The organism is Chryseobacterium sp. MP_3.2, from assembly GCF_035984805.1.
GTDB lineage: Bacteria > Bacteroidota > Bacteroidia > Flavobacteriales > Weeksellaceae > Kaistella.
Genome location: NZ_JAXCHW010000002.1, coordinates 125,089 through 150,686, shown reverse-complemented (window position 1 = coordinate 150,686; position 25,598 = coordinate 125,089). Strand labels below are relative to the sequence as shown.

Sequence of the window (25,598 nt, the reverse complement as noted above, 5' to 3'; positions counted from 1 at the left end):
CATGCCACAAACATTCAGAGATATAGAAATAAAACTCCTCTCCGTAACCAATGATGGTTTGGATATTATTCAGACGCTTTATCCGCAGGCGACAGATCGGAAAAATTTCCGCATCAGAGATGTGCAAGATGATAAATCAGAATCTTCATCAATAAAGTTGCTGGAAGTTAATGGCGTTCGTGCTTGGCGACTTACGGATTGGGGCGGTTCTGTTGCTAAAGAAAACTGTTTCGGATTGTACGCCCTCGATCGTAATATTTCATACGTGGAAGCGGTTTTGGAATTAGCCAACGATTATCAGGCGAAAGGAAATGATATCCTCGAAACCCAAAAAGTAATTTACAAACCTGAGTACCGGGAATGCAAACCCGAAGATTTTGAACATGAATTGAACGAAAAAGATTTTCATTTCATCACCAAAGATTTTACAAGTTTTGAACTGGGACTTTTGGGACCCGAAATAAAATCCAGTGAAAGCGAAAACGGAAATTATAGATCTCACTTGGTTACTCCGGAACATTGCAAAGAAGTGAATCTCTACTCCCTGGAAGAATATTCCTATTTGAGTAAAGACAAAACCAAAGTGATCACGTACCGCAGTACCGATAATTTTCCGATCCTCGGCTTTGTAAATACGGATGATGAAATTGGCCAATGGGTGAAGATCTACAAACCAAGAGCGGGTAAAAAATTCACAGATGATGGCAAAGATTATCGTTTTCATCACTTAGGCGGCAGACCGAAAGATTTTATTTTTGGATATGAGCGTCTGGAAAAACTAATGCAGGCGTATCGCAAAAGCAAAGAGGATGAAGTTTTTGATGTTGAAAATATCAAAATGCCAAGAATCACTATCGCAACGGGTGGAAGTGATGGATTGAATTTCTTAGCGATCGGCGAACCTGTTGTTTGGTTCAATTCTGAAACGCAAAAGATTGACAAGCTTATTCTGAATAAATTAAAATATTATGCAGAAGAAATCGTAAACGTTCCCGATTGTGATCCTACCGGAAAGCGTGAAGGTCGCGATCTCGCTTTAACATTCATGGAAGTTCGCACCCTTTGGCTCGATACCTATTTCCGAAATAAACATCACAAAGATTTCAAGGATTTTGCAAAAGAAAATCAGAGCTCCACGCTCAAGCAACTCACAAAAAGAGTTGGTGATATGCTCGATACCACAATGCCTGCAAAATTCTGGACTTCGAGTTATAATGAGAAAGGAAAGAAATGGAATCACGGATTCTCTCCTACTTTCGCCTTCTATTTTTTAAGATTAAACGGGTATTGCAGAGTTCTGGACAAATCCCGAAAAGATGGATATTACTTTGCGAAAGTAACCGGAAATGTAGTGGAAGAAGTGGATGTAACCGAAATAAAAAATTTCTTTAAAGCTTTTTTAATTGAGAAACAAAAGAAAGAAGGGGTTAGAGAAATCTCGCACTCATTGATGGATTCTTTGATCACTACGCCACGTTTTTCAGATGCTTCCATGGCCATGCTTCACGATCGTGAATTGGACTTCTCAGATTTCGACCAGGACGGACAATATTTCTTTGTCGGAAACAAGGTGTACAAAACCACAAAAAACGGAACGGAACAGGCGGTTTTTAATCGCTACGTTTTGAAATCTCAATTGTTAGATGAACTAATTTTCGAAGGCACCGGAACCAGGATCGATGCAACTCAATTTAAGATTGCGGAAAAACCTTATTTCGACATTAAAGAAATTGGTCCCGACAGTTACGACATTACCATCCACGAAGAAAATTGCGAGTTTTTTAATTACATGATCCAAACGAGCCGCGTTCACTGGGACAAAGATCGTAAGGGATATATCGCAGCGGGAAAATCTGAGGAGGATTTTTTCAAAGAATCAAAATTTAAAATAAGAGGAAAATATTTAGACGATATAGACAACCATGAACAGGTTCAGCACGTCATCAATAAACAATGGACGTTCGGTTATATGCTTCATCGCTACAAAGACCCTACAAGACCTTTAGCACCATTCGCGGTGGATGAAGCTGTAATGGAAGATGATGTGGCAGAAGGTGGAGCCGGTAAAACAATTTACATGGATGGTGCAAAATTCTTTTGCAACGTTCACCAGATCTCCGGAAAGGAAGATTTTGAAAATGATAAATTTTTATTGGAAGGAGTCAGCGAACATACAGACCTCCTTTTCTTCGATGACTTAAAAAGAAACTTTGACCTCTCCTTTTTTTACCAAATGATTACGGGTGATTTAACGGTGAACACCAAGTTCATGAGTAAAATTAAAATCGCCCGAAGTCTGTCGCCCAAGTTTCTTTTTACCAGTAATTATTCTTTGCGTGATCAGCGTGGTTCTTCTATCCGTAGAAGAGTGGTCACAGGATTTTCTGATTATTACCATGCAGAAAGTGAAGAGCGAACCAAGCGCGAACCAAAAGACGATTTCCACGGCTCTTTGTTCGATGATTGGGATGATGCACAATGGTACAAGTTCATGAATTTCGGATTTCAGTGTCTGGCTTTTTACCTGAGCACGAAAAAGCAGATCAACGCGCCGAAAAACAACATCATGATGCGGACTTACTACATCGAAATGGGTGAACATTTTCAGCAGTGGGCAGACAATAAGTTGTTTGACCGAATTGATACTGATCTGGTGAAGGATTATCTCTACAAAGAAATGCTGGATTACGCGCAGCATAATAGAATTAAATTTTTACAGGACATTAAACCGACCACTTTCAAAAAGAAATTGAAAGCCTGGTGCAGAGTGAATGATTACGAACTGGAAGATCGAAAAATGATCAATGTATTTCAGTTTGACGAACAAGAGAAACCGATCATGAAAAATGGTAAACACTACGAAAAAACAATGGAACATGTACGATTTTTTAAACACAAACATGAAGATGACAACATTCAGCCAGGAGAATATTACTAAAGTTCCTGCGCAGATTCACTTCAAAAAAACGGGCGGCTTTCTTTTCTTCAATATGCTGCTGGAAGGATTAGATGTATTGGGAGTTCACCTGAAGAAAAGCGATGAATGGTTCTTCGGACTTTACCACGGCGGAACTTACAATGGGTATCTGCATTTCGGAGAGATCCCAAAAGAAGATCACCAGAAATTATGCGATCAATTTTTCCCGATGGATCGCAATAATCTACAAAGCTTTATCAAAATCAACCAGGGCAGATTAGAATATCATGAAAGTGCGTCGGAATCCTGGCGTTTCATCGGGGAACTGGAAAATAAAAAAATAATTCAAAAAAATTAAGAAGATGAAAAACACCCAAGAAATTCCAGTCAAGTTGAATATATCCGGAATGATCCATCGGCTTCAGATGAAATCGGAAAACGATAAAATATTAAGTCTCCGGTATTTTTTTCACTTGAAGGAAAAAGGAGTGATCCCCGTAACAGATCTGATCAAAATAATAAAAGGAATCCCTATTCACGAAATTTTTTTGAAGATGCACATCGTGACCATCAAAACAGAAGATGGGTTATTTTCTTACGGTCAGTTGCTTTCTCTCCTGGCTAAATGTGAACTGATTAAAATCACACATGATCTTCGGTTTATGGTCAATGATCATTTGGAATACATTTATAAAAACCTAAAGTAATGTGCTCAAAAATCGGGTATCACAGCAAAAGGGAAGCGAATATCGCCCTGAAGGATATTAAACGCAACAGCAGCAGAAGTCACATTCCGAAAAGAACTTATTACTGCAGAGTTTGCGAAGCCTACCATTTGACAAGCAAAACAATTGGGCAAAAGCTGGCCACAAAATTAAAAGTGACCGCCAGAAAAATTAGAAATCTAACACAATAAATATTTTACAAAATGAATGCAACAAACATTTTCAAGCCGATCCTTTTCTCTACAGAAATGGTGCAGGCAATTTTAGCCGGCAGAAAAACGCAGACGAGGAGAATTCACGGATTACAAATTATCAATAAAAATCCTGACATATTTGGATTAGGAGACGTGGTACTCAACAACCACTATAATTTCTACAAACTGGCCACCGAAAAAGGGATGATGATTCCAATGAAATATATTGAGGGTGATATTCTTTGGGTTCGGGAGACTTTTCATGATTGCTCTTTCTATAACGAGAAATCATATTTATATAAAGCGGAATTTACAAAGGATGAAAGATCACTCGTAATTTGGAAACCTTCCATCTTTATGCCAAAAGAAGCCTGCCGAATTTTCCTAAAAGTAACCAATGTTAGGTGTGAAAGATTGAATGATATTTCTGAACATGATGCGATTGCTGAAGGCATCAAGCTTTTATTTAATCAAGATCACGGCAAGAACTTACCAGTTTATCAAGATTATAGATTTTCCGAAGAGATAGGAACTATTACTCCTACTATTTCTTTTTGTTCGCTTTGGAATTCCATCAACGCCAAAAAACATCCGTGGAAATCTAATCCCTGGGTTTGGGTTTATGATTTTAAGAGAATAGAAAAACCGGAAGATTTTAATTAAAAATTTGAAGTAATGAAAATTGTAAAAATAACTTTTGAAAACGGCTCCGAAAAAGAATTCAAAGAATTGCCTCTAGAGAAATTTGTTAAAGAGATTAGTTTTCGGCCGGAATATCATTTTAAAAGACAACATAAAGAGTGGGAAGAAGATATTTTGTTGCCTAATTTAATGACTGATATTGAAGATTGGGCAAAAGACCAATATGATTTAATTGAGAAAAGTGAATTAAAAAATATAGAAGATTTCAGTGATGGTGAATTATTATTTGAATGCTGTTCACGAGATCTTGTTTTAAATGAAATGCACAGAGAAAGCATTGTGAATGCAAATTTTATTCAAAGGATTATAGATATTTCTTATCGTGGAAATGATTTAGAAATTGATAATGCTTTAGAAATTTTAGAAAAAAAATACAGAATTAAATAACAATCAAAATTTATAAAAATGGACTTTACAGGAACAGTTAAAAAAATCGGCGAATTAGAAACCGGTAAAAATGATTTTCAAAAAAGGCAGTTGGTACTTCTAACTGAAGAACAATATCCACAACCGATCGCCATCGATTTTCTCCAGGATAAATCTGATCTTCCGGAGTTTCACAAAGAAGGTGATAAAGTAAAAATATCGGTCAATCATCGGGGCCGTGAATGGACTTCACCAACTGGCGAAGTAAAATATTTCAATTCGATTGTCGGTTGGAAAATTGAAAAACTTTGATAATGGAATCTACTATTAAACAAAATCGATTAAAAAGTTTCATCGCAGGTTTCCTTTGGAAGCCTGCTCCGAAACCAGAACCGGAAACGGTAGAAAGTCTGGGGAAATTACTAAACCCAAATTATAACCACGAAATCTGGCGAACCTGCAATTCGTGTGGACATCAATGGGATGCAATTATTGATGGTTATTCCATCTGCCCAAAATGCAGAAGTACCGACCTAAGAAGCGGAAAACAATTATAAACAACACAACAAATGAAAAATTTAATTTTATTCTTAGCAGTGGCGAATCTAACTTTTGCCCAAAGCTTGAAACCTACACTGGGTATTCATTGGACAGGTGGAACCACCTATAAAAATGATGTAGAAATGCCCTCTGCACAATTGGGTTTAATTTACACCCCGAAAACCCCGGATCTGATTATGAGTAATATTGGCATCTCCGCCAATTACTACTACAATTTCATCAATGAGATTCCAGAAAAGAACAATACGGACTTTTATGTGCTGCGTCTGCAGTTTGCGAAGCGGGTTTTAGAATGGTGGAATATCACCTATTATGTAGGTTACGCGAATACCTTTGATAATAACATCACCAAATCCATCACGGGACCGTACAAAAATAACTTTGCGTACGGAATCGGGATCCAGACATTTGATAACGGCATGACTGGAGAATTGCTTTATGAAAACATAGCGGGATATCCTTATCTCTCGGTGGGCGTGAATTTAAACCTGATGAATCTGCTCAAGAAGAAAGACAATTTAAAAGATGGGGAACTTAAATATTAAAATCAAATGTCTAAAAGAAAACATTTATCTGAAAAAGAATCGCTTTGGTTGGAGCGAGTTAAAAAATATTTAATTACCTATGATGATGATTATTTATGCAGTTGGTGGCTTCGCTTGGAATATAAAAACGATACGGAACCATTATCAACACCGCAGATTAATTATATCCTTCGTAAGCTAGTTACAAGAGGATTATTAAAAATGCAAACTAATAAATCCTATACAAGATTTTCGCTGGAAGAAATCATTAATCAAGTAATATGAAAATCCTAACCATCATCCGCAAAAGCGGAAAGACGACCATAGAAATGCCCGATGATGCAAACGTGCTGGACGTGTTGAAAGAAAACGAGATCCAGAACTTTGAGTCTGCAACAGTAACAACAATTAAAAAATATAAGCAAGATGAAAAATAAAGAATTAAAACAATTACAGGAAGGTTTTGCCAACGCGTCGAAAATGATTGGTCAAATGATTGAGTTAAAGAAACTGAAAATCGAAGAACTAACACTCATGCAAAAGCCTTTGCCTATCAAGTGGCCAATGGGTGCGCTTATACCCACGAAAGAAAAAATTGTCTGGCATCCGCTTGCAGGTAATGTTGACCTCGAAGAAATTAAAAGAATAGGTGAAGCATTACCTAAAGAATGGATGAATAAATCTGCCTTAATCGCTGAAATTGGCACTATGTTTTTAGAATGGGCAGACAAGTACTTTGAAGATAAAAAAAATATGAATATTGAATACAGGCCAATGATTTTAAATTTTAATTCAAATAACAGAATTTGCCTGACTGACTTGATGTTTAAAAAGAAACTGAAGAATTACTGTCTGTTGAAAGGTTACGAATTTAACCCGGGCCTTACTGATAAAAATGGACGTATATTTTTCTTCATCAAAGATAGATTATGTGAATTCATCTTCATCAAGGACACGCCAGCAAAACCACAGTTTCCTGAAGATAGAGAAACCAAACATCAAGAAGGATAATCCTCCTTCTCACTCCAACCAAACCGACAATTCCCGTTGTCGGTTTTTTTGTATCCCATTCTCAGCGATCAGCCAATTCCGCACTTGGTATTTTTACCTGTTTTCACACCTACAATCTCTTGCATCCCTTTGGCAGAAACCAAAGTGCGGAATTCGCCGTTCCCCTTTTCCCCCTTTCCCCCAAAGAAAAACCCAAATTAATTTGTAATTCTGTAATAATCAATGCAAATTATTGATTTCCTTTTAGTTACACTTTTTATATCCTTTTGTAATAAATAATAAAGATTACAGAAAAAACTGTAATAATACAGTTGATTACAAAATTACAAAACACTAAAATTGGGTATTACAAAATAAAAAAGGGGCGCAATCGCCCTGAGAATGGCAGAGTTACAAAATTACAATTTGAACCCCTTCTCCGGAGAAGATTTTAGTAAATATATATTGTCTTTTGAAATTATTTATTTACATTTACGTTAATTCTAACTCACACAATGTCAGCACTTTTACACCTTACCCAAATTAAATTACTCTCCCGTTCCGAAATAACCGAAGATCTGACGGATGCAGAAGTTATTTCCTTGGCCGAAAATAAAGTTCGGGAAAAACATACTCCAGGTTCTGCCATGATCTCCACGACGCAAAAACCCACAATTGCAGGAGTTTCTTACCAAACCGAATTAAGTTGGTCTATTCCCAAAATGATCACGGAAGCAGACAGTGACCGAATAAATTCTGTGGGAGCCATTTTATTGAAAACCATTCAGGGACAAAATATTCTTATCTATAGGAATGATGTTTTTCAAAACACCAGAATGCGACCTAATTATGATACTACTCTATTGCGGTCCCAAATTACTTTTACCATCAGCACCATTAAACCCTTATTCTGAGTATGAAAGTATCACCCATAGAAGTTCCAGGTTATATTATTCCTTACATCACTAAAGAATGTGCAGGAATTTACACAGAAGGAGCCGGAGAAAACTTCACAGAAATTCGGATCGAGCCAACCAGCGTTTTTGGAATGTTTCTCACCAGAACATTACGACCGGATTATAAAGTGAAATTTTATCAGCTCACTATTTACAGCCGAAAAATCGGAAATAAAACGGCTTTCTCCACAGATATTTTGGAGTTTAAAAATAACGCAGAATTTCAGATCGATCTCAGCTTTGAAGATTTGGAGAATTTTTACCGCTTCCTGGATACGCTTTTCAATACATCTTTTTATTTTTTCATGTCTGGCTTTTGCTATGGCTGCGATGACAAAAAGAAAATCAAAAACGGCATCAATACCTTCATAGAAAAGTATGATTTGTTGGAATATGGTTTCAATGAAAATCAAATGCGGATCCTGTACTGGAGATATCGGAATAATGGCTCTGTCTCGGCTTTCCGAAATAACAAAAGTTTCAAATTCTTTACTTCGGGAAAGTTTTAATGTAACAGAAATTTTCCAGCAGCTACGCTAATTTAGACCAAAATAAAAAAGGGTGAGAGTAAACGTTGTCAAGCCAGCCAATAATTCAGGATTGCCGTCTGCAAAGTATGGCTATCTCTACGTTGGGCATGCAGATGATGTGATCACATTTCCTGCGGTTGATGAAAGCGGTGTTGTTACTATTGGCGATATAGTGATGAAAGAAGAATCAAAATTTACGCTACTCTATCTCACTCCTTCCAAACAAAAATTAAATACGGATACTTCCGGAGAATTGGAATCCCGTGGTTTCATTCAAAAGATTGCAGGATCTTATCCAGGTGATGAAATTCAAATGAATGTTTTTGTGAAAGATTTATTAAATGAACCACTCATTGTAATTTCGGAAAACTGTGGAAAACCATTTCGTAAAATATTAGGCACTCCTTGGAACCCTATGTATTTCACTACTTCATTTAAAGATGATGTATCTGATAAATTGTGGGAACTCAGTTTTGAAAAAGCATTTCCAGATGAAACCCCCGCTTTATTTTATGATGGAAATCTAGAAATTGAAATGGAAGGCGAACCAGTGATTGTTACCGGAGAACCTACGGAAGTGGTTTATGTTGGTGGAACTGGTGGATTTATAGACATAAAAGACGAATACTAATGCAAAAAAACGGTATAGAGTGGCACGTAACCACTGAATTAACTGATGCGCAGGTTTTAGCTGATCCGCGCTTTAGATTCCCGTGTTCATTTTCGGTAGATTTAGCACCGAATATTGTTAAAAAAATTCAATATGACAGAAATGGTGTTAAATCATCAGGACTTTACTCGGGTGAAGTGGAACCCAACTCCTACCAAACCGGACCAATCACCACCACATCCAATTCCGTAACAATAGGATTACACCCAAGCGGTGAGAATTACGCGATTATAAACGGCACCAAATATATTGAACCTACTCCCATAGTTGCAAAACTAGTCACGCCCGTTTCAGCAGGAAAACTTAAGCAAGTAATCATTCATGCATTGCCAGACGCAAGTGTGTTTCATATAGCTGAAGGGATAGAGGGTGAGCAAGCAACTACGCCCGATTTTACAGGATTATTCGTTGCATCTATAATTTTCAGTGATTCTGGGCAAATTATTGATAATGGATTTTTAAAATCCGAGATTAAATACACAGAGGAAGACGGCTGGAGAAATATTACACTTACTGAAGCTTTAACGGTTTTGCCTTATACCTTTGATTTAAGATCAAGTTATTGGATAGAATCGCAAATTGGAAGCCCAACCATTGGCGGCATCAGGAATTCATTAATTGACAGAAATACTTCGCCATCGTGGGACGGTAAAGAATTTTGGATCTACAACAATACTGGAAGTGATTTGCCTTTGAATTCGGAAGCAGTAACTGAGGAAGATGTTTTCTTATTTACTTCGCAAATTACACTGAAACCTTATCAAAGTTGTAAAGTGAAAATACGCAACTTCGCTTTGGAGGTTGTCGGGGTTTTGAGTAGCGGTTCATCATTCCCAGAACTTGGAAATAATGGAGATGTTTTAGAAAAAGATTCTACAACTGACGAAGGCGCAAAATGGAGCAATAGATTAACACTTGCGGAAACTAATATAATTTCAGAATCAGCATCACGATTAGCAAATGATAACGCTGAAATAGTTGAACGCGCTGCTCAAGATGCGATTCTAAATGCGAAAATAAATACTGAAATAACAAATCGTACTACAGGTGATGATTATTTACTTTCTCAAATTGTTGCAGATGCTGTCAGGATTTTGGCTTTAGAAAATAAAAAATACCAATTAGGAGATCAGATTGAAGTTCAACTTCCAGCGACTGTTTTAGAATCTTGGAATGGCAAAGTGATACTTTTCACAAGTTCAGGTACTCTAATAGTTCCCGGAACGGGGCTTGGTGATTCTTGGTCTTTTAATGGCGGTACTTTAATTGGTGTTACCATTATGCTTGCAATTACAACTCCTAAAACGTGGTATTTTGTAACTCCTCCTCCTGTTATTCCAGAAAAACAAATTTTTACTATTGCACAAAGAGGTTCTACTAATTCAATAATGTTATTTGGTGTATAATGGGAATAAGAAATACAATATTTGGAGTTTCAAAATCGGGATTTATATTTTTCCCGTTGATAAATACATTGAGAATTATTTTTAATTTTTCTACGCGAACAGGCGATGCAAAATTTGAGTGGGGTGATGGAACCAACAACGATTATTATGTGGTGAAAAATTTTGATTTAACGAGTGGTAGTAGTAGTGGGTTTGATAAGACCTATGCAAGTGCTTTTACAGACAATTTTAAAGTTATTCTCAAAAACGGTTTAAGAGATATTTATTCGCTTTTATTAAGAGATTTTTCAAGTGGTCAATTTAACCTTGGTAATTTTGGAATATTTATGCAGAGGTTTCCAAATCTGTATAGTTTTAGGTTAAATTTCGTAGAAAATCAGAATACAATATTGACTGGTAATATTGCAGAATTTCCCGATTCGATAGAAAGAGTTTTTATTGAGAATTTTAGAGTGAAAAATAATCTAACAGACGCTTGGTTAGATTTATCTGGATTTAGTGAAACCTCTAAATTAAAATTTTTCCTTCACCAAAACCAAAATACGGGGCAAATTGTAAAGTTGAAAACTATTGGCAATGTTGCAAAAATTCCAATTGGTTGTGTTTTTTTCGCATTTCAAAACCAAACATTAAATGGTTTGGCCCCAGGTTGTAGTATTAGTTATTCAGGCACTAAGGTTTGGGCAAATACTTTTGATACATTCCATTTGCCTTTTACATTAAAAGTTTCAGAAAACAATAAAATGCTTACTGATATGCGCAGTATTACTTCCGCTTTTGGAGGAAAATTAATAAAAAATACTGGTTGGAGGAATTTTGAATCTGACGCAGATGTTCTGTATTTAGAAAGCTTAGGTTTTTCAGTTCAAATTTTCAGAATCCCAAGTGACACAAAATTGAATATTCGATTTATCAGGTCATGGAGTAATGGAAATAATATAAACAATCTCAATATTTGGAGTGATATAAAAGCTTTAAGAGATTCTCCAAATGATAATGTAGCCTTTGAAAAAATTGTAAAAATATACACTGCTGCTGGAGTTTTTGTTGCTAATACTTCGCTTGTTACTGATGCAGATAACACCTCTTGGTATAACGGTGGAGCAACAGGATTGAGATATGCTTTGCTCGATTTAGGAGAAATTTTCCCAATTAGACAAATAATTCATAAATATTATTATGAACCTGGCAGGTTCACTAATGGAAGTAAAATTGAAGTTTCTGAGGATGGCATAACCTGGGTAGTTTTATATGACTCTGCAATTAGTGGAACTTATTTAGAATCTGCAAGTGGTACAAAATATATACATACATTTTAAAATGGCAAAACTAATAACAACAAAAGAAGTCCTATACGATAACAGAAGCAACAAATCTGCAAAGATGATGTTTGAAATGATCGTTGGCAATAAGCAAGGTGATAATTACAATATTACAGTTAATGATTACATCGTAACCGAAGTTGGGGAAAGTAAAAGTTTTCAGTTTTGGAGTAAAAAAGATTTACAGATTCCTGTAACCCAAATCAATTCTTTGTTTGATGCTGTTTCGGCTTTGATTCCATCAGAAACTCCTTATTCAGAAAAAGAAGATTTAGCGCATACTTATGCATTTCTTTATTTTGTTCAAAATGATATTATTGAAAGTACTGGAAAATGCATTTATGGGTTAGATCCAGAAGATTTTATAATTTATTCAGAATGAAGAAAGTAAAAGGATTCGCCTTGCTAATCATCGGGATCAGTTTAATTCTGCCAATGACAATTATAAACCGTCATTATGTAGATGCAAAATACGGTGATACAAATGGCTATTGGCAGTCAACCGCAAAGAACATTGATGTTTGGGCAAATAAAGAATTTCGCGCCACTTGGAACGCTCGCTTAGTTCAGGCAATTGAAGTGAACGGTGTGATCACTTACCCTTATGCTTTCGGTGTAGATCGCGAAACCATTTCATCAGCCCTGGGTAAAAATGAGTTGCTGGGAACTTTGACCAAAGAGGGTGAAAAGTTGGTGAAACTATTAAATGCTTTGGAAAAAAATCACTGCATTTTATGGATTGATAAGAGTGTTGGGGATTGGATGGATCCTAGAACTAAAACAAAATGATGAACAACGAACAGACCCGACTATTAAAAATAAAATATGAAAATCCTCGAAATCATATTAGATAAAATAAACGAGATGCCAAAGTTTCCCGCCCAAATACTGCTTTCAGGCTTGCTCAGTGTAGCACCCGCTATCCCAATTTCATTGATGGATCGGTTGACTGGTTGGTACATCAACAATCAATGGTTTCTAACCATCGTATTTCTAGCCGTGCTCATTGATTATTTATTGGGAACGATCGTTCACTGGAAGGTAAAAGCTGATTTCAGCGCAGGAAAAAACCTCGGTGGACTTCTTAAAAAAGGATTTTCAGTGTGTGCTGGTTATGTTCTCTTCGAAATGGTTCACCAGATTGTGAGTGATGTAGAATTTATTGCCATTTATTTTAAAGTCGTGCTGCAATTATCCGTTCTGCTCTATCCCACTTTATCGGCTTTAAAAAACCTTTCTATTCTTTCCGGTGGGGAATTTCCACCTGCAATATGGTTCAAAAAATTCGAGAGTTTCAATAGAGATCTTGATTTAAATAATTTTAAAACAACTAAAAATGACAGCGAAAATAATGATGCTGGTCCTGATGATCCTATTGACATCATGCCGGAGCAGGAAGAAAAACCTTGAGATTACAGAATACCGATTTGCCCAAGTTGAAAAGATTGACACTAATACCGTGATTTCAAACGAAAAAGCGGTGCAAGATAAAATCATCATTGCAAAAAAGATAGACCAAACCATCAAAGAAAACGATGGCGATATTGTAATTAAAGGCAAAACCGACAGCGTAAAAGATTTCCGTTTTAGCAATGTGGTTGGGAATGATACCATTTCAGATATCTACATTTCTGGCAATGCTGATTTCATTATCAAAAACCGCTGGAAACAAACGGAAAAGAAAGAAGTTATCGAAGAGAAATCTGAACATTTAAACATCGTTGCCGAAATCGCTAGAAAATCAGTAGCACAATCAACCATAAAAGAAGTAGCCGAAGAATTCAAAAGTAAGAAAGTAGATGCTAAAACAACTGGCTTTTCCTTCCCGATGTATTTGATTATTGCGGGAGCAGTTGCATTCCTAATCTTACTGTTTTTCTTATGGAAAAAGTTTGGCGGTTCTATCGTGGAACGTATTAATAAATTTAAAAATAAAATATCATGATACAAATACCTTTCAAACAATTTATTTCTGCAGGTCATAATAATGCAGATTCAGGAGCGGTTGCCCATGGAAATAAGGAAGCCGATGTTACCAAGTTAATTCGGGATTCAATTGCGCGAAATTCCAGAAGTTCAGAAATTATTTTGGATAAAGATTGGGAAAACAACCGTCAATACCAATCCCGAATTAAACCAGGGAATGGAAGTGTAGTTTTTGATATACACTTGAATGCAGCTGCGAAAAATACCACCTCCGGAATTGAAGCTTTCATCAATAAAAAAGATTTCGCAAACTCAAATTCCCTAAGTTGGAAAATGGCAAATCGCTTTTTAAAGGAATATTCCACAATATTAGGAATTCCGAATCGGGGCGTAAAAGGAGAAAACAGTTCTCAGCATTCCAGAATTGGTATTCTAAATTTAGGAGCAGGAATTTCCGTTTTACTCGAAGTAGATTTTATCACTTCTACTACAGCGGTAGGGAATATTATTTCTAAAAAAGACCAGCTCGGAAAAGTAGGAGCAAAAATTCTGCAAGACTTTGATGATATGATAAAATAAAAATATCCTGATTTACTAACCCTAAAAAAATGAGATGTTTTTCGATGTCTCCGACAGCAATGTCGGGGACATTTTTTATTTTAAAAATCTAATAGCAACTAGTTCCATGTAAATTGATCTGAAGAATTTAGAAAACCAATTTTCCTTCTTGTCGAAATATTCGCCACAAGCTTCACAATAGCATGGATAACCCTCAAAGTAGTGACCATGTCTTGGAGCACATTTTTTACAGTATTCAGCCATTTTTATTTCAAAGGTACATCTAAAATCATTTTCCATTTCCAACTTGGCAAAATGGTTGTGCCTTGCTGCAAATCAAGTGTGTGAAATAAGATTTGACCAGCGTTCTTTCATCCATAAAAATTTCACTTTCCCATTTAATCCAAAGATCCCAAGAATCCCATTTACGGATTCCAATCTGATATGGATTAAACTCACATTTCACTTCGAAATGCTGTTTCCTTTCATCTCCTTCAAATTGCACTATAATAAATGTATCCGCAAGTTCTGGCGCTTCTTTAATGGTTCCTCTCAATTTCATGTTTCAAAAATGATACAAAATAGAACGACTTTAAAATTTTTATTGATACTAATTGTAGCAATTGCCCTTTTTCCCTCTTTTTAATGTAACACCATTTTTACTCCTTCGGCGGTAGTTTCGCCCTATGAGTTTAAAAGCATTACTAAACGAAATCAATACCGGGATTTTTTTGATGGAAACTCCCAGCGTTTCCAGTTACAAAGAAATTATCTCTGGCATTAGAACCGGGCAGTTTCAAAAAGAAGAAGCACAGATGTTTTCTAATTTGATGGGAGAGCCTTCTGTCAATCCTTCAAACAATGAACCGGAACTGATCAATAAAGTCGCAGTCATTTCATTTGAAGGCGAATTGACCAAAAATTCTGGCATGTGCAACATAGGTGCAGATCTTTTAATTTCGAGAATTCTTCATTATAACAATGATGCTTCCATCAAAGGATTTATTTTTAAAATGGATGGACCGGGTGGAAATGCTGCCGTAATTCCGATGTTCCAGGAATTGAAATCTAAAATGAAGAAACCTGTGATCGCTTTGGTAGAAAAAGCATGTTCTCTTCATTATTACATCGCTGCAATTCTCTCAGATCAAATTATCATGGCAAATGATTTTACTGCAGAATGTGGTTCCATCGGAGCGATGATCATGTTCGAAAAACCGGACAAAGAATTAATAATGATCCGTCCCCCACAATCATTCGATAAAAATGAAGAATTGATCCAGGCGCTTGATGGGAACTATGAACTTTTACAAAAACGATTAGAACCTTTAGCCGTGAGATTTATGGCAGATGTGAAAGCATCTCGCCCACAGGTTACCGAAGAAGTGCTACACGGAAAAGTGCTTTATGCAAAAGATGCCATTAAAAATGGACTTGCAGATATGATCGGAAATATCGAAGTCGCTTATAAATTGGTTATCGCCAGATCTGAATTATCAAACAAAACCAAATAATTTTTAGAACCTATGAAAAAATTTCAAGCCATGTTGGCGGGATTGCTCGGTTGGGCAGTCTTAGCAACAAAGGACAATCAGGTTTTACTTACCGAAGCGGAAAGTAATAATCTGACAACAATGCTTGGTGCAGAAAAAGCGGGAGCGCTTATTGCCCAGGCAAATGCAGAACTGACAGAAGTTCAGACCGCCTTAGAACAATTAAACTCTGTTCAAGCTGTTGCTGAAGAAGCGGTAAGCGAAAATGTAAATCTAGCTGAGCAATTAGCCGGATTGCAAAGAACCGTAGAAGTTCAGGCAGAAGCCATTACCAAATTGAGCGATTCACCAGATAATGCTGTTCCAACAATTCTTGCACATGCAGGAAAATTAGGAGCAGGATTGGCAATGGTTTTTGCTTTACAGGGACAATTGATGGGATATGAAGGAAAACTCTGGGGAGCAGATTCGCCTTGGAATGCAAGAGCATTATCAGGAGCAACAGGATCTACAACAGATTTCCGTTCTTCCGTAGCCGTAGACAAATTAAATGAAGGATTTGACGCTTTTGCTAATGACAATCCTGACAAAATTGAGTCTTTATTCAATCGTTATTTCCCACTTCCTGCAATTTGGCCAACAGTTACCGGAGTTTCAGATCGTATGAGATCTGCTCAAATGGTAGTTGGTGAAGTTACCCAGCCAAGAAAGGCAAAATGGTCTCCAAAAGGTGATGCTACAATCAAACCAGAAGAAATGCGGGTTCAACCTGCACAGATCGATTTGCAGTTCAACTACTGGGAGATGCAAAAGATTGAAAATTCTTGGTTGCAAAACTTCAACAAAGAAGGATCTCAAGCGTACAAAATGACCTTCATCGAATTCTTATTAACAGAATTCACGAAAAAAGCAAGAGCAGAAGATGCTAATGTTTTGATCAATGGTGTTCATGTAGAACCAGTTGTTCCGGGACCGGGTGAAGTGCAGAAATCATCTTCTTACCTATTCAGAAATGATGGTTTAAGAAAACAGATTTTGGATGCGAGAAACGCAAACAAATACCGTCCGTTTAATGTCGGGATTCCAACTTCTGCAAACATTGTAGATTATATTGATGGAATGATCGCATTAATTCCGGAAGATGTGAAAAATGATTCATTACAATTTGTTCTCTCTCCAACCTGGTTGAGAACTTATAAGAGAACGTACGAAGATACTTTCGGGCAAAATACGGACTACAAAGGAATGCCGACAACTCCGAAAGATTTCCCCAATATTACTTTTGTTCCTCTTCAGCAATTGGAAGGTTCAGATTTAATGGTGATCACTTTCATGGACAACATCAAGATCCTTGAGTACAAACCGGAAGAAAAAGCGAAATACACGATTGAGAAATTCTTGAGAGATGTATATATTTTCGCCGACTACAAAATCGGTATTGGTATCAATCACATCGGAATGATCGTAGATGAAGGAACGCCTTATGCGGAAACGTATCAAGCGATCTGGACCAACAATGTTCCTGCAATGAGCGCAAACTTCTTCGCGGTTGCATACGACGAAAAAACAGGAGTTTTGGATGTTCGTCATAATAGAACTTATGTTGATAACGGTTTCACTACCGACATCACAAAAATCACAGGTAACCCTGGAGATTTCTTAGTTCTTCGCGGAGATATTTCTTTGGCATCAGCCGTCTTAGTGAAAGACAATGCAAATTTAGATCTGACTGCAGATTTCAATTTGAAATTAGGTGGTGAATTAACTCTTGTGAAAACAGGTGTTGATTTATGGAAAGAAGTGAATAGAACTTCTGGTCCTGCCGCAGTTTCTACAGTTGTTCAGTTTGCTGATGATACAATCGAGTACAGCGCGGATCAATACATGTATTCAGGTATTGCTCCTGATACTTTAGCAGAGATCATCGGTGGAACCGAAGGAAATAGAGTAAGAATCTATGGAAGCACTCAGGCGCTTACGATTGACAATGTAGCAGGTAAAATTAAAATTACAGGTGCTGCTTACGTGATGGACACTCAAGCGAAATTTATGGACTTATTGTTCGTAAACGGAATTTGGACAGAAATTGCACGCGGATAACATTAACCTCTAAAAGTCCTGTCTTTAGGCAGGACTTTTTAAAAAAAATACTCAAAATAAAATGAGACACTTAGTAAAATACGGATCTAATCCGGGTGTTCCTACACCAAAAAGAGGTGAAGCCATTGCAGTACTTGTAGAAGATGTGCAAACATGGCCAACATTGAACGAAGACGGCGTAAGCTGGGACGGAAATTTTGTCTTTAAACCAGGAACAGGATTTCTGAAAACATATATGACGCCATCTACCCAGAAGGCATTGCTTGAATCGTCAGGTTCTCCAGATGCGTATGGAACAAAAGGTAAATATATGGGTGAATATCCTGGGACGCCAAAAGAAGCAATAGTCTGGGCGAAAAAACACAATTCCAGAGGATTTGTAATTTTCTACGGTGGTTGTGATACCGAAGAATTCAAAACAATGGGAACTAAATGTTTACCAATGGTTCTTCAGGTTTCCATGGAAGATAATAATGAAAAGAATTTCATGACTTTATCTTTCGAGCAGGAAATGATCAATGACCAGTTCATTCGATTCTACACAGGAACGGTGGATTCTGAAACGCCAACAGAACTTGTTGCAGGTGCTGATTTTGCTTTAGAAAAAGCAAATGGAGTAATTTATCAGTTACCTGCAACGGCAGTAACAGATGATATCACCGTAACTGCAAACGATCTGGACGAAGATACTGTGGTCACCCTGATCGGTGCTGGTGGAGTCGCTCCATTAACTTTAGCCAATCAGCCAGCAGCTGCTGTAGGGATTCTTTTAAAAGATGCAGCAACCTGGACGGCTTTGGCAGGTGCAGTTATCAACTTGAAAGTTGTAAAAGCAGACAAAACTTATCTTGTAGAAGTTTCTAGAAGTTAGATTTTTTTCATTCATCAGTTTTTAAATCCCAATGCTTCGGTATTGGGATTTTTGTTTTTAATGTAACATGCGAAATACTTGTACTACTCTATTTTCGCAGGTATGGAAAGTGAAATTTCAAAAGAAATAAACATCTATGATGCTTTAAAGTTGATGCGAAAATTATCGAAAGATAGTTTCCCAATCACTTTTTCTTTTGTCTCTTGCGACAGAACCCGAAAAACTTCTTCCGGATTAGTCGTTGTCAAAAATGCTTTGCTTTCTGCCGGGCTTCCTTCCAAAAAAAGTATCCACGCTAAAAATTTGATTGCTTACGAAAATGTAGATACCGGTGAAAAGAAACATTTTTGGCTGCCTTTATTAATGACTGTAAATGGTTTAAAAATATCTCATGATAGAATTTATAGATGAAGAAAGCGCGATTTCGACAGACGAAAAAGCATCGTTCACCTTCGAAGTGATCGATAAGCGCAGAAATACTACTCAACCTTGGTCCCCACTTGATGTATTTACCAATCGTGGTTATGTTTCCCGTTTTCAGGATTGGAACATTTTCCCTTATGGAGAAAACAATAACCTGCCGTTATCAATTAGGAATATCGTTTACGCCAATTCCATCGTTCCTGGGATCCTCAATAAAAAAACGGGGCTCAACTGGGGAAAAGGTCCCAAATTATATGAAGAAAGGTTTGATGCAGATGGTAGTTTGATCCGAAAATGGCAAAAAGATGCAACGATTGAAAAATGGTTGAAATCCTGGAACTCTGATAAATTTCTTCTCAAAGGCACTGTAGATTTTTCTCATATCGAAAGTTACTACGCCAAATTTATCTTTAAAAAAGGTTGGCGCTTGGGTGATTCTCCATTTATTCACAGGATAGAGCATATTCAGTCTTATCGCCCGATGGTAGTTGGAAAGCGCCAAACTCCCACACATATTTTAATGGAGAAAAAGGACGATCCAAACCAATATGAAGTTTATCCTTTACAATATACCGATGCAGATCTGGTTAAAGCTTCACAATCGGTGATGTACACCAATTTGCCATCGTTTTGTTCTGATTTTTTCAGTATTCCGCAAATCCTTGGTTCAATTCCCTGGATCGTTCAGAGCACAAATGTTCCTAAATTTTTGGAGGCATTGTCTAAAAACTCCATCAACATCAAATATCACATTACTTCACCCCAGGAATTTTGGAATCAAAAACGGGACGAATTAAAAGACCAGTGCGCCGATAAGAATATTTCCTACGATGAGAAAATGCTGAAAGCATTGAAAAGAAAAATGCTTCGGGATATTCAAAAAGTTTTATCCACTATTGAAAATGCAGGAAAATTCTGGCATTCTGAACAGGTGATGTTTGTGGAAGGAATGAACATCATCGAAATGGGTTGGAAAATTACGCCGATCGATACTAAAATGGGTGATATCGTAAAAGCACATATTGATATTGCAAACAAAGCAGATCAGTCTGCATCTACCGGAGTCGGAATTGGTGGATCTCTGGGAAATACTGGGGACAAAGGAAAAGCGAACGGCGGATCTGAGCAGTATTACGCCCTCAATAATTATTTACAGACCGGTATTGATATTCCAGAAATGGTGATCATGGATCCCATTAATTTCGCCATCAAAACTAATTGGCCGGATTCTAATTTAAAACTTGGTTTTTATCATCTGGAGCCACAAAGGCAGGAAGATATGACAAGCGGTGACCGAAACAAAGTAGCAGATTTTAAAGCAAGTTAAAATGGACAAGGTAATAGAAAATATGAAAAATTGGGCTTCACAACAGGAAGCTAATCCAGAACTGGAGAAAGATATAGAACGAATCTTGGAACAGCGCAGAAAAGATGAAGCGGAGCACTGGTTAAATGTTCCGGAATTATCAGCCGAAGAATTAGCTCCGAAAATTCCGAGCGGTTGCAAATGGGTTGCAGTCCTTTTGGCTTTAGGATTTTTGAGCTTTGGTGTTTTGGGATTATGGAAAACAATTGAAATTATTTTATCATGGATTTAATTTGGTCTAAAGCGGACTTTTCGGCAGAATTTAAGAAGTATATCGGATTTGTAGATTCAGATATTCCTTTTATAAGAATGGAATCTGCTTTGCGCGCCTCTACATCTGAAATAACCGATCTGATAGGTTTACCACAATATGAAATTGTAAAAGCTGCTCCTGTGGATCCGGAAACAACATTTCCTAAATTAGTGAAATACGCCATTCTTTTGCGTGCTTTAATCATCTACACTCCAACAGCAGATATTGCTTTCACCGCTCGCGGAAGAAAAACAAGGAATGATGAACATGATGGAACTCCATGGCAATGGATGCTTGATGCCAATATTCAGGCGTTGGATAATTTGTATTATCGGCATTTAGACTTACTTTTAAAACACATGTTCACGAACTCAATTCCGGTGAACGTGAAAAAATATGATCACAAAGAATTATTTGTGAGCTCCCTGGATATGTTTGAAAGACATTTCAACATTAATGGTTCCTATTATTTATATTTAAAATTACTTCCAGCTTTGCAGGAATGTGAAGATCTCGAACTGCTGCCGCGAATCGGTCCACTTCCTCTCAATCAATTTTCGCCTGCGATGAAAAATATTGCAGAAAAATGCTGTGTTTTTTACGCTCTCGATTGGGGAATGAGAAGATTGAATATTCAGTTATTTCCCGAAGGAGTTTTGCAGACCAGTTTGGGAACGGTGAATGGATCTGTCGGAAAAAATTATAAACCTTCAGATAAGTTGCAGTATTTAGAAACGGCGATGACCTTCAAAAATGATTGTCAGAAATATTTGGGCGCTTTGGAAGGAATGATTAGAAAAGCCACAAACGTGAAGCAACTATATCCCAATCAGGTCGTATTAGACAGTGGAATTTATGGTGATGATGGTTTTATTGATACCTAATATGAGAAGTTTTTTAAAAATAATAGTATTTCAGATTGGTGTTGATGTTCTAGGATTTCCACTAATTCATGAACATCGGTTAAAATATGGTACCGAAAGTAATTTTATAAGATCCAATGAGAACAATCGAAATTCCAGATAAAAAAACATTCCTTTATCTCCCGGAACATTTGGGAGAATGTGATCCCAAACAATACGGAAATATGGCCAAACTGATTTGGCTCTTCCAATTGGGTGAAATCACCTATGAAGATTTTCGAAGTTTGGCGGTTTATGCGCTTTTAGGAATGAAAGCATCCGGCAAAAAAGATCCCGAAATTTTTAATAATGTTTTTATCCTGGGTGAATTGATCGATACCTTTTTCGACCGCACAGAAAAAGACGGAAACAATGAATTAAAGATCAAACAGTTTTACGTCAATAATCATCTTCCGCAGATTAAAGCAGGATTCTTCCAAACTTTTTACGGACCGGAAAACGTTTTTGAAGATGTGGAATTTGGTCAGTACGTTGATGGACTGGAAGAATTTATTAATTACTCCCAAACTGGAGATTATATTTTTCTTTGCAAATTATTTGCAATTTTCTATTTAAGAAAAGGGGAGAAATACGATCCTAAAATATCCAGAATTCGCGCAAAAACCATTTTTAGAATTACGGACATCAGACATTTGTATGGGTTTTATCTGTACTTCTCTGCAATGCAGCTTTTCATTATGAGCGGTGAAATATTTGTCCAGGGTTCCAGTATCGATCTTTCCATTATTTATGAGCCAACCGGCGAAGAATCCAAAAGCGATATCCCCGGAATAGGAATGTTTGGTTTGCTAAATGATTTGGCAGAAAGCGGCGTTTTTGGTCCCTACCACGAAATCAGGCGCGCCAATTTTTGGGCCGTTCAAAAAAGATTATACCAGATCCAGAAAAAACAACTCGACGAGAAAACCTAGTATTATGAGTCCACAACAATTGAATACCTTACTTTCTGAAATAAAAGCAAAAGTTGCAGCAATTAATTCCGCTTGGATGGTGATTGACGACAGCCAATTGGTGAAAACTTTGGCGGAAAAATACAGTGAAGACAATATGTTTTTAGTGGGAGTTCTGCCGAGTTACGGCACGAATGGAAGCAATGCAGATTCTTATAGAAATACAACGCGCTCAATGCTCTTTGTTTTGGAAAAAACAGATTACTCAGACAATGACCAGGAACAGTTTATTGAGTTATTTGAAAGAACATTTCAAGCTGCAAAACTAATTCGGGAAGAAATTCTAACTTTAGCAACAGAAGGATGTTCCGGTTTTCTTCGGCATATTTCGGTAGATTCTATTCAAATCCTCCCGGAATGGAAAAAAGCAGACTGCAATGGGTGGAGTATTAATTTTGAAATTGAGTAATGAGTTTGATCAGCGAACGAAATAGCGGAAATTCGATTGAGGAACGATTCATCGAACAGGTTCTGCGGGAGCAGGCTGCATCTATACTAAAAGATACCCGTCGGGAAATGCGTGGATTTTCTCAGGCAAAGTGGCGGAACGTCAATATGAGCGTGGATAAAAATTCCTTGACTTATACGCATTTGGCTGTGCACCGGTATATTGATATGACTACGAGAAAAGCAGGAAATTATTCAGCAGCGACCAGAAAATTAAAACTCAATCGCGAGAAGAAAAAGAAGAATTATCCGATTCACAATAAAATTATTTTCGGCCACAAACGGTTTATCATTAAACAACTGTCATTTGGTTTCACAGATGAAGTAAAAGCGCAGTTCAGGAAGTTGCAGGAAGATGCAGAATAGTTTGCTCATCTGCTTAAAAAATACTACATTTGACGTATGACAAGAGCGGAAGAACTACAACAAATTTTCGAAAAAATTCCCTGGATGAATCTTTCTGTATTCGCAGAAAAGATAGGCATGGACCGAAAGAATTTTACAAAATACGTCACCGGAAAACTAACGGTCACCGAAAAAACCTACGAGAAAATAATTGCCGGACTTGCGGAATGCAAGAATGAATTACCTTAAGCTTCACATTGTGAAGTTTTTTTTATCTTTAGAGCTAAAATTATTGTATGAAAAAGCTCTTACTTATTTTCTGTTTATTATCAGTTTTGATAATTTCCGCACAAAATACTTTTACTGCGACTCCAACACGATTGATTCCAGAAAATAATATTGTTGATTTCCCTGGAAAAAGCAGGACAGAAATTTATAAATCACTAAAATCTTGGATTGCTAAAACCTACACGAATCCTGACTTTGTTACAAAATCAGATGTTCCCAATGAATATCTTAGGATAAATGGTTTATGGAATATCATGTCGAAAGGACCGCTCGGTAAGTCTGCATTAGGCGTTAGTTATACTTTAACTTTTGATATCAAGGATCAAAAATTACGATACAATATTGATAAGATCGGAGGTGTTGGTAATTTTAGTTATTACAATTGTTTCAAAGGGAATGGAGATCGAAGGCAAACAAAAGAAGTTATCAATTACCTTAATGATATTGAAGTTTACGCCGAAATTTTCATGAATGAGATGATTGCAAATATTCATCAAAAAGAAGATTGGTGAACAGTATATTTAGACCGCTACCACAGCGGTTTTTTTTAATACTAAATTTAAAAAAATGGATTTTATAACTGTGCTTATTATTGTTTTTCTTTTGATAATTGTTATATGCCTTGCGTCTTTATTGTCGAATAAGGACGAAAACGTTCAATTAAGAAAGGTTGCTACAAACCATACAATTACTGACTTGCAATTAATTTCAGGCGAAGATTTACTGGTGTTTTTAAGAGATGCAGATCAGAATCTAATTGACGAACTTTATCAAAACAATTCTTATCATCAGATCACAGAAACATCCCTTAGACGGGCCTTTATTAGAAGATGGAGATTTGAATTTATCGATTTTGATTTTTGGTTAAACGAATTACAAACGGAATTATATAATAAAGAAAATAAAATAAAACGAAAAGTTAGAAGTAAAGAAGAATTGTATAATGATTTCTTGTTATATGAAAATAAAGGATATGAAATTCCTGCAATTGACAATTATGATGTGGTATCCATTTTTGATATTCAAGGTGTACACTTAAAAAAAAGATATGAGTTTATTGAAAACAATCTTAAAGAGGGTGATTTATTGCAATTATTTAAGGACAACTACAATGAGTTTGACAAAAAAGCTGTTGAAATTATTTCTGACGAAGTGACCGTTGGTTATGTATCAAGACAAGAAACTACAATTGTGCGGCGAGCAATGAATTATGGGTATATCTGCAAATTGTATAGTTTCGATATTGTAGATGATTGGAAAACTGCATCCTACATTTTGTATGTGAAAAAATTATAAGTTTGTATTATTTTCTAATGTTTTGTATTGTTATTGGAAAAAATATGTACATTTGCTATAGCGAAACTTAATAATCGGTATCTTCCGAAAAAATTTATTTAAAATACTGCGCCTTGTGCGTGTGGTCAATCTTCACCGATTGTTGAGTTTCGCGACGCCACACAATCGAGGCGTTTTTGTTTGAAATAATTTCTAAATAGATTATAAAATGCGAAACTCAACAATCTTTTTAGACAATGACTCTCAAGTAGTGTCATTTCTACGCTCCACAGGCGAAAATGTGCAAAGCTGGTTTTCTACCGCTTTAGTTCCAACCAAAAAAATAAGCATCTGCCGATTCGTGCGCGAAAACAACATCCGCTGTTTCCGCTCCCGAAAACTGCGGAATGGGAAAACACGCGTTTCCATTATCACGAAGGAAGGCAGAGAAGTTTTTGAAATTAACACTGACTTCACTTCAGCGTGGAACGCTTTAATTCTTAAGTTTAATAGCTAA

The 25,598-nt window shown here is 36.7% G+C and carries 37 protein-coding genes; 36 read left to right on the top strand and 1 reads right to left on the bottom strand.

Features of this window, described 5'->3' with window-relative positions; translation table 11 throughout:
• Position 1: 1 nt before the first annotated feature.
• The 22 genes from RCH13_RS04855 (at position 2) to RCH13_RS04750 (ending at position 14,368) form a co-directional block, all read left to right on the top strand.
• Complete coding sequence (locus RCH13_RS04855; protein ID WP_326986107.1) at positions 2-2,938, top strand: hypothetical protein; 2,937 nt, start codon at positions 2-4, stop codon at positions 2,936-2,938.
• Positions 2,907-3,275 carry a hypothetical protein gene (locus RCH13_RS04850; RefSeq protein WP_326986106.1) on the top strand — a complete coding sequence of 123 codons (369 nt, stop codon included), beginning with the start codon at positions 2,907-2,909 and terminating at the stop codon, positions 3,273-3,275. Before RCH13_RS04855 ends, RCH13_RS04850 begins: the two co-directional genes overlap by 32 nt.
• Before the next feature lie 4 nt (positions 3,276-3,279).
• Complete coding sequence (locus RCH13_RS04845) at positions 3,280-3,624, top strand: hypothetical protein (RefSeq protein WP_326986105.1); 345 nt, start codon at positions 3,280-3,282, stop codon at positions 3,622-3,624.
• The gene (locus RCH13_RS04840; RefSeq protein ID WP_326986104.1) at positions 3,624-3,833 is read left to right on the top strand and encodes a hypothetical protein; all 210 of its coding nucleotides are present in this window, start codon (positions 3,624-3,626) and stop codon (positions 3,831-3,833) included. The genes RCH13_RS04845 and RCH13_RS04840 overlap by 1 nt, the downstream gene beginning before the upstream one ends.
• Before the next feature lie 12 nt (positions 3,834-3,845).
• Entirely contained in the window at positions 3,846-4,499 is a 654-nt protein-coding gene (locus tag RCH13_RS04835; RefSeq protein WP_326986103.1) for a hypothetical protein, read from the top strand.
• A 12-nt stretch (positions 4,500-4,511) separates the two neighbouring features.
• Positions 4,512-4,925, top strand: coding sequence for a hypothetical protein (locus tag RCH13_RS04830; RefSeq protein WP_326986102.1), 414 nt, complete (start codon positions 4,512-4,514; stop codon positions 4,923-4,925).
• Positions 4,926-4,943: 18 nt separating this feature from the next.
• The gene (locus RCH13_RS04825; RefSeq protein WP_326986101.1) at positions 4,944-5,216 is read left to right on the top strand and encodes a DUF3127 domain-containing protein; all 273 of its coding nucleotides are present in this window, start codon (positions 4,944-4,946) and stop codon (positions 5,214-5,216) included.
• A 2-nt stretch (positions 5,217-5,218) separates the two neighbouring features.
• On the top strand, positions 5,219-5,461 hold the full coding sequence (locus tag RCH13_RS04820) for a hypothetical protein (protein WP_326986100.1): 243 nt from the start codon (positions 5,219-5,221) through the stop codon (positions 5,459-5,461).
• A 12-nt stretch (positions 5,462-5,473) separates the two neighbouring features.
• Positions 5,474-6,010 carry a hypothetical protein gene (locus tag RCH13_RS04815; RefSeq protein WP_326986099.1) on the top strand — a complete coding sequence of 179 codons (537 nt, stop codon included), beginning with the start codon at positions 5,474-5,476 and terminating at the stop codon, positions 6,008-6,010.
• Positions 6,011-6,016: 6 nt separating this feature from the next.
• Positions 6,017-6,274: a hypothetical protein gene (locus RCH13_RS04810; RefSeq protein ID WP_326986098.1), complete on the top strand. Its 258-nt coding sequence runs from the start codon at positions 6,017-6,019 to the stop codon at positions 6,272-6,274.
• On the top strand, positions 6,271-6,426 hold the full coding sequence (locus RCH13_RS04805; protein ID WP_326986097.1) for a hypothetical protein: 156 nt from the start codon (positions 6,271-6,273) through the stop codon (positions 6,424-6,426). The genes RCH13_RS04810 and RCH13_RS04805 overlap by 4 nt, the downstream gene beginning before the upstream one ends.
• Positions 6,416-7,000 (top strand): hypothetical protein, encoded by a 585-nt coding sequence (locus RCH13_RS04800; RefSeq protein ID WP_326986096.1) that lies wholly within the window; start codon positions 6,416-6,418, stop codon positions 6,998-7,000. The genes RCH13_RS04805 and RCH13_RS04800 overlap by 11 nt, the downstream gene beginning before the upstream one ends.
• Before the next feature lie 494 nt (positions 7,001-7,494).
• Entirely contained in the window at positions 7,495-7,893 is a 399-nt protein-coding gene (locus RCH13_RS04795; protein WP_326986095.1) for a hypothetical protein, read from the top strand.
• Positions 7,894-7,895: 2 nt separating this feature from the next.
• A complete protein-coding gene (locus tag RCH13_RS04790; RefSeq protein WP_326986094.1) occupies positions 7,896-8,444 on the top strand; it encodes a hypothetical protein in 549 nt (182 codons plus the stop codon).
• 52 nt (positions 8,445-8,496) lie between these two features.
• The gene (locus RCH13_RS04785; protein WP_326986093.1) at positions 8,497-9,096 is read left to right on the top strand and encodes a hypothetical protein; all 600 of its coding nucleotides are present in this window, start codon (positions 8,497-8,499) and stop codon (positions 9,094-9,096) included.
• Positions 9,096-10,541 (top strand): hypothetical protein, encoded by a 1,446-nt coding sequence (locus RCH13_RS04780; protein WP_326986092.1) that lies wholly within the window; start codon positions 9,096-9,098, stop codon positions 10,539-10,541. The genes RCH13_RS04785 and RCH13_RS04780 overlap by 1 nt, the downstream gene beginning before the upstream one ends.
• 152 nt (positions 10,542-10,693) lie before the next feature.
• Positions 10,694-11,860, top strand: coding sequence for a discoidin domain-containing protein (locus RCH13_RS04775; RefSeq protein WP_326986091.1), 1,167 nt, complete (start codon positions 10,694-10,696; stop codon positions 11,858-11,860).
• Position 11,861: 1 nt separating this feature from the next.
• Complete coding sequence (locus RCH13_RS04770) at positions 11,862-12,245, top strand: hypothetical protein (RefSeq protein WP_326986090.1); 384 nt, start codon at positions 11,862-11,864, stop codon at positions 12,243-12,245.
• Entirely contained in the window at positions 12,242-12,652 is a 411-nt protein-coding gene (locus tag RCH13_RS04765) for a hypothetical protein (RefSeq protein ID WP_326986089.1), read from the top strand. Before RCH13_RS04770 ends, RCH13_RS04765 begins: the two co-directional genes overlap by 4 nt.
• Positions 12,653-12,688: 36 nt before the next feature.
• Positions 12,689-13,273 (top strand): phage holin family protein, encoded by a 585-nt coding sequence (locus tag RCH13_RS04760; RefSeq protein ID WP_326986088.1) that lies wholly within the window; start codon positions 12,689-12,691, stop codon positions 13,271-13,273.
• Positions 13,200-13,808, top strand: a complete 609-nt coding sequence (locus tag RCH13_RS04755; RefSeq protein ID WP_326986087.1) for a hypothetical protein — start codon at positions 13,200-13,202, stop codon at positions 13,806-13,808. The genes RCH13_RS04760 and RCH13_RS04755 overlap by 74 nt, the downstream gene beginning before the upstream one ends.
• A complete protein-coding gene (locus RCH13_RS04750) occupies positions 13,805-14,368 on the top strand; it encodes an N-acetylmuramoyl-L-alanine amidase (RefSeq protein ID WP_326985660.1) in 564 nt (187 codons plus the stop codon). Before RCH13_RS04755 ends, RCH13_RS04750 begins: the two co-directional genes overlap by 4 nt.
• A 268-nt stretch (positions 14,369-14,636) precedes the next feature.
• Here the strand turns inward: RCH13_RS04750 and RCH13_RS04745 are convergent, their stop codons facing one another.
• Positions 14,637-14,909 carry a hypothetical protein gene (locus RCH13_RS04745; RefSeq protein ID WP_326986086.1) on the bottom strand — a complete coding sequence of 91 codons (273 nt, stop codon included), beginning with the start codon at positions 14,907-14,909 and terminating at the stop codon, positions 14,637-14,639.
• Between the two features lie 172 nt (positions 14,910-15,081).
• Here RCH13_RS04745 and RCH13_RS04740 point away from each other — a divergent pair, with 172 nt between their 5' ends.
• From RCH13_RS04740 to RCH13_RS04675, 14 genes are all read left to right on the top strand, one after another.
• Positions 15,082-15,861: a hypothetical protein gene (locus RCH13_RS04740; protein ID WP_326986085.1), complete on the top strand. Its 780-nt coding sequence runs from the start codon at positions 15,082-15,084 to the stop codon at positions 15,859-15,861.
• A 12-nt stretch (positions 15,862-15,873) separates the two neighbouring features.
• Positions 15,874-17,940 carry a hypothetical protein gene (locus RCH13_RS04735; protein WP_326986084.1) on the top strand — a complete coding sequence of 689 codons (2,067 nt, stop codon included), beginning with the start codon at positions 15,874-15,876 and terminating at the stop codon, positions 17,938-17,940.
• Between the two features lie 61 nt (positions 17,941-18,001).
• A complete protein-coding gene (locus RCH13_RS04730) occupies positions 18,002-18,811 on the top strand; it encodes a hypothetical protein (protein ID WP_326986083.1) in 810 nt (269 codons plus the stop codon).
• 78 nt (positions 18,812-18,889) lie between these two features.
• Complete coding sequence (locus RCH13_RS04725) at positions 18,890-19,222, top strand: hypothetical protein (protein WP_326986082.1); 333 nt, start codon at positions 18,890-18,892, stop codon at positions 19,220-19,222.
• A complete protein-coding gene (locus RCH13_RS04720; RefSeq protein ID WP_326986081.1) occupies positions 19,203-20,561 on the top strand; it encodes a hypothetical protein in 1,359 nt (452 codons plus the stop codon). Before RCH13_RS04725 ends, RCH13_RS04720 begins: the two co-directional genes overlap by 20 nt.
• Position 20,562: 1 nt before the next feature.
• Positions 20,563-20,832 carry a hypothetical protein gene (locus RCH13_RS04715; RefSeq protein ID WP_326986080.1) on the top strand — a complete coding sequence of 90 codons (270 nt, stop codon included), beginning with the start codon at positions 20,563-20,565 and terminating at the stop codon, positions 20,830-20,832.
• Positions 20,823-21,737, top strand: a complete 915-nt coding sequence (locus RCH13_RS04710; RefSeq protein WP_326986079.1) for a hypothetical protein — start codon at positions 20,823-20,825, stop codon at positions 21,735-21,737. The genes RCH13_RS04715 and RCH13_RS04710 overlap by 10 nt, the downstream gene beginning before the upstream one ends.
• Positions 21,738-21,853: 116 nt before the next feature.
• A complete protein-coding gene (locus RCH13_RS04705; protein ID WP_326986078.1) occupies positions 21,854-22,687 on the top strand; it encodes a hypothetical protein in 834 nt (277 codons plus the stop codon).
• A gap of 4 nt (positions 22,688-22,691) precedes the next feature.
• On the top strand, positions 22,692-23,135 hold the full coding sequence (locus RCH13_RS04700; protein ID WP_326986077.1) for a hypothetical protein: 444 nt from the start codon (positions 22,692-22,694) through the stop codon (positions 23,133-23,135).
• Positions 23,135-23,539, top strand: a complete 405-nt coding sequence (locus RCH13_RS04695; protein WP_326986076.1) for a hypothetical protein — start codon at positions 23,135-23,137, stop codon at positions 23,537-23,539. The genes RCH13_RS04700 and RCH13_RS04695 overlap by 1 nt, the downstream gene beginning before the upstream one ends.
• A 36-nt stretch (positions 23,540-23,575) precedes the next feature.
• The gene (locus RCH13_RS04690) at positions 23,576-23,767 is read left to right on the top strand and encodes a hypothetical protein (protein WP_326986075.1); all 192 of its coding nucleotides are present in this window, start codon (positions 23,576-23,578) and stop codon (positions 23,765-23,767) included.
• Positions 23,768-23,814: 47 nt separating this feature from the next.
• Entirely contained in the window at positions 23,815-24,318 is a 504-nt protein-coding gene (locus tag RCH13_RS04685; protein ID WP_326986074.1) for a DUF4468 domain-containing protein, read from the top strand.
• Positions 24,319-24,373: 55 nt separating this feature from the next.
• The gene (locus RCH13_RS04680; protein ID WP_326986073.1) at positions 24,374-25,102 is read left to right on the top strand and encodes a hypothetical protein; all 729 of its coding nucleotides are present in this window, start codon (positions 24,374-24,376) and stop codon (positions 25,100-25,102) included.
• Between the two features lie 208 nt (positions 25,103-25,310).
• Entirely contained in the window at positions 25,311-25,598 is a 288-nt protein-coding gene (locus tag RCH13_RS04675; protein ID WP_326986072.1) for a hypothetical protein, read from the top strand.

Bases quoted from the DNA above. Each gene is read 5' to 3' on its own strand.
- RCH13_RS04855 (WP_326986107.1), top strand. From the start codon at position 2: ATGCCACAAACATTCAGAGATATAGAAATAAAACTCCTCTCCGTAACC.
- RCH13_RS04850 (WP_326986106.1), top strand. From the start codon at position 2,907: ATGACAACATTCAGCCAGGAGAATATTACTAAAGTTCCTGCGCAGATT.
- RCH13_RS04845 (WP_326986105.1), top strand. From the start codon at position 3,280: ATGAAAAACACCCAAGAAATTCCAGTCAAGTTGAATATATCCGGAATG.
- RCH13_RS04840 (WP_326986104.1), top strand. From the start codon at position 3,624: ATGTGCTCAAAAATCGGGTATCACAGCAAAAGGGAAGCGAATATCGCC.
- RCH13_RS04835 (WP_326986103.1), top strand. From the start codon at position 3,846: ATGAATGCAACAAACATTTTCAAGCCGATCCTTTTCTCTACAGAAATG.
- RCH13_RS04830 (WP_326986102.1), top strand. From the start codon at position 4,512: ATGAAAATTGTAAAAATAACTTTTGAAAACGGCTCCGAAAAAGAATTC.
- RCH13_RS04825 (WP_326986101.1), top strand. From the start codon at position 4,944: ATGGACTTTACAGGAACAGTTAAAAAAATCGGCGAATTAGAAACCGGT.
- RCH13_RS04820 (WP_326986100.1), top strand. From the start codon at position 5,219: ATGGAATCTACTATTAAACAAAATCGATTAAAAAGTTTCATCGCAGGT.
- RCH13_RS04815 (WP_326986099.1), top strand. From the start codon at position 5,474: ATGAAAAATTTAATTTTATTCTTAGCAGTGGCGAATCTAACTTTTGCC.
- RCH13_RS04810 (WP_326986098.1), top strand. From the start codon at position 6,017: ATGTCTAAAAGAAAACATTTATCTGAAAAAGAATCGCTTTGGTTGGAG.
- RCH13_RS04805 (WP_326986097.1), top strand. From the start codon at position 6,271: ATGAAAATCCTAACCATCATCCGCAAAAGCGGAAAGACGACCATAGAA.
- RCH13_RS04800 (WP_326986096.1), top strand. From the start codon at position 6,416: ATGAAAAATAAAGAATTAAAACAATTACAGGAAGGTTTTGCCAACGCG.
- RCH13_RS04795 (WP_326986095.1), top strand. From the start codon at position 7,495: ATGTCAGCACTTTTACACCTTACCCAAATTAAATTACTCTCCCGTTCC.
- RCH13_RS04790 (WP_326986094.1), top strand. From the start codon at position 7,896: ATGAAAGTATCACCCATAGAAGTTCCAGGTTATATTATTCCTTACATC.
- RCH13_RS04780 (WP_326986092.1), top strand. From the start codon at position 9,096: ATGCAAAAAAACGGTATAGAGTGGCACGTAACCACTGAATTAACTGAT.
- RCH13_RS04770 (WP_326986090.1), top strand. From the start codon at position 11,862: ATGGCAAAACTAATAACAACAAAAGAAGTCCTATACGATAACAGAAGC.
- RCH13_RS04765 (WP_326986089.1), top strand. From the start codon at position 12,242: ATGAAGAAAGTAAAAGGATTCGCCTTGCTAATCATCGGGATCAGTTTA.
- RCH13_RS04760 (WP_326986088.1), top strand. From the start codon at position 12,689: ATGAAAATCCTCGAAATCATATTAGATAAAATAAACGAGATGCCAAAG.
- RCH13_RS04755 (WP_326986087.1), top strand. From the start codon at position 13,200: ATGACAGCGAAAATAATGATGCTGGTCCTGATGATCCTATTGACATCA.
- RCH13_RS04750 (WP_326985660.1), top strand. From the start codon at position 13,805: ATGATACAAATACCTTTCAAACAATTTATTTCTGCAGGTCATAATAAT.
- RCH13_RS04745 (WP_326986086.1), bottom strand. From the start codon at position 14,909: ATGAAATTGAGAGGAACCATTAAAGAAGCGCCAGAACTTGCGGATACA.
- RCH13_RS04740 (WP_326986085.1), top strand. From the start codon at position 15,082: ATGGAAACTCCCAGCGTTTCCAGTTACAAAGAAATTATCTCTGGCATT.
- RCH13_RS04735 (WP_326986084.1), top strand. From the start codon at position 15,874: ATGAAAAAATTTCAAGCCATGTTGGCGGGATTGCTCGGTTGGGCAGTC.
- RCH13_RS04730 (WP_326986083.1), top strand. From the start codon at position 18,002: ATGAGACACTTAGTAAAATACGGATCTAATCCGGGTGTTCCTACACCA.
- RCH13_RS04720 (WP_326986081.1), top strand. From the start codon at position 19,203: ATGATAGAATTTATAGATGAAGAAAGCGCGATTTCGACAGACGAAAAA.
- RCH13_RS04715 (WP_326986080.1), top strand. From the start codon at position 20,563: ATGGACAAGGTAATAGAAAATATGAAAAATTGGGCTTCACAACAGGAA.
- RCH13_RS04710 (WP_326986079.1), top strand. From the start codon at position 20,823: ATGGATTTAATTTGGTCTAAAGCGGACTTTTCGGCAGAATTTAAGAAG.
- RCH13_RS04705 (WP_326986078.1), top strand. From the start codon at position 21,854: ATGAGAACAATCGAAATTCCAGATAAAAAAACATTCCTTTATCTCCCG.
- RCH13_RS04700 (WP_326986077.1), top strand. From the start codon at position 22,692: ATGAGTCCACAACAATTGAATACCTTACTTTCTGAAATAAAAGCAAAA.
- RCH13_RS04695 (WP_326986076.1), top strand. From the start codon at position 23,135: ATGAGTTTGATCAGCGAACGAAATAGCGGAAATTCGATTGAGGAACGA.
- RCH13_RS04690 (WP_326986075.1), top strand. From the start codon at position 23,576: ATGACAAGAGCGGAAGAACTACAACAAATTTTCGAAAAAATTCCCTGG.
- RCH13_RS04685 (WP_326986074.1), top strand. From the start codon at position 23,815: ATGAAAAAGCTCTTACTTATTTTCTGTTTATTATCAGTTTTGATAATT.
- RCH13_RS04680 (WP_326986073.1), top strand. From the start codon at position 24,374: ATGGATTTTATAACTGTGCTTATTATTGTTTTTCTTTTGATAATTGTT.
- RCH13_RS04675 (WP_326986072.1), top strand. From the start codon at position 25,311: ATGCGAAACTCAACAATCTTTTTAGACAATGACTCTCAAGTAGTGTCA.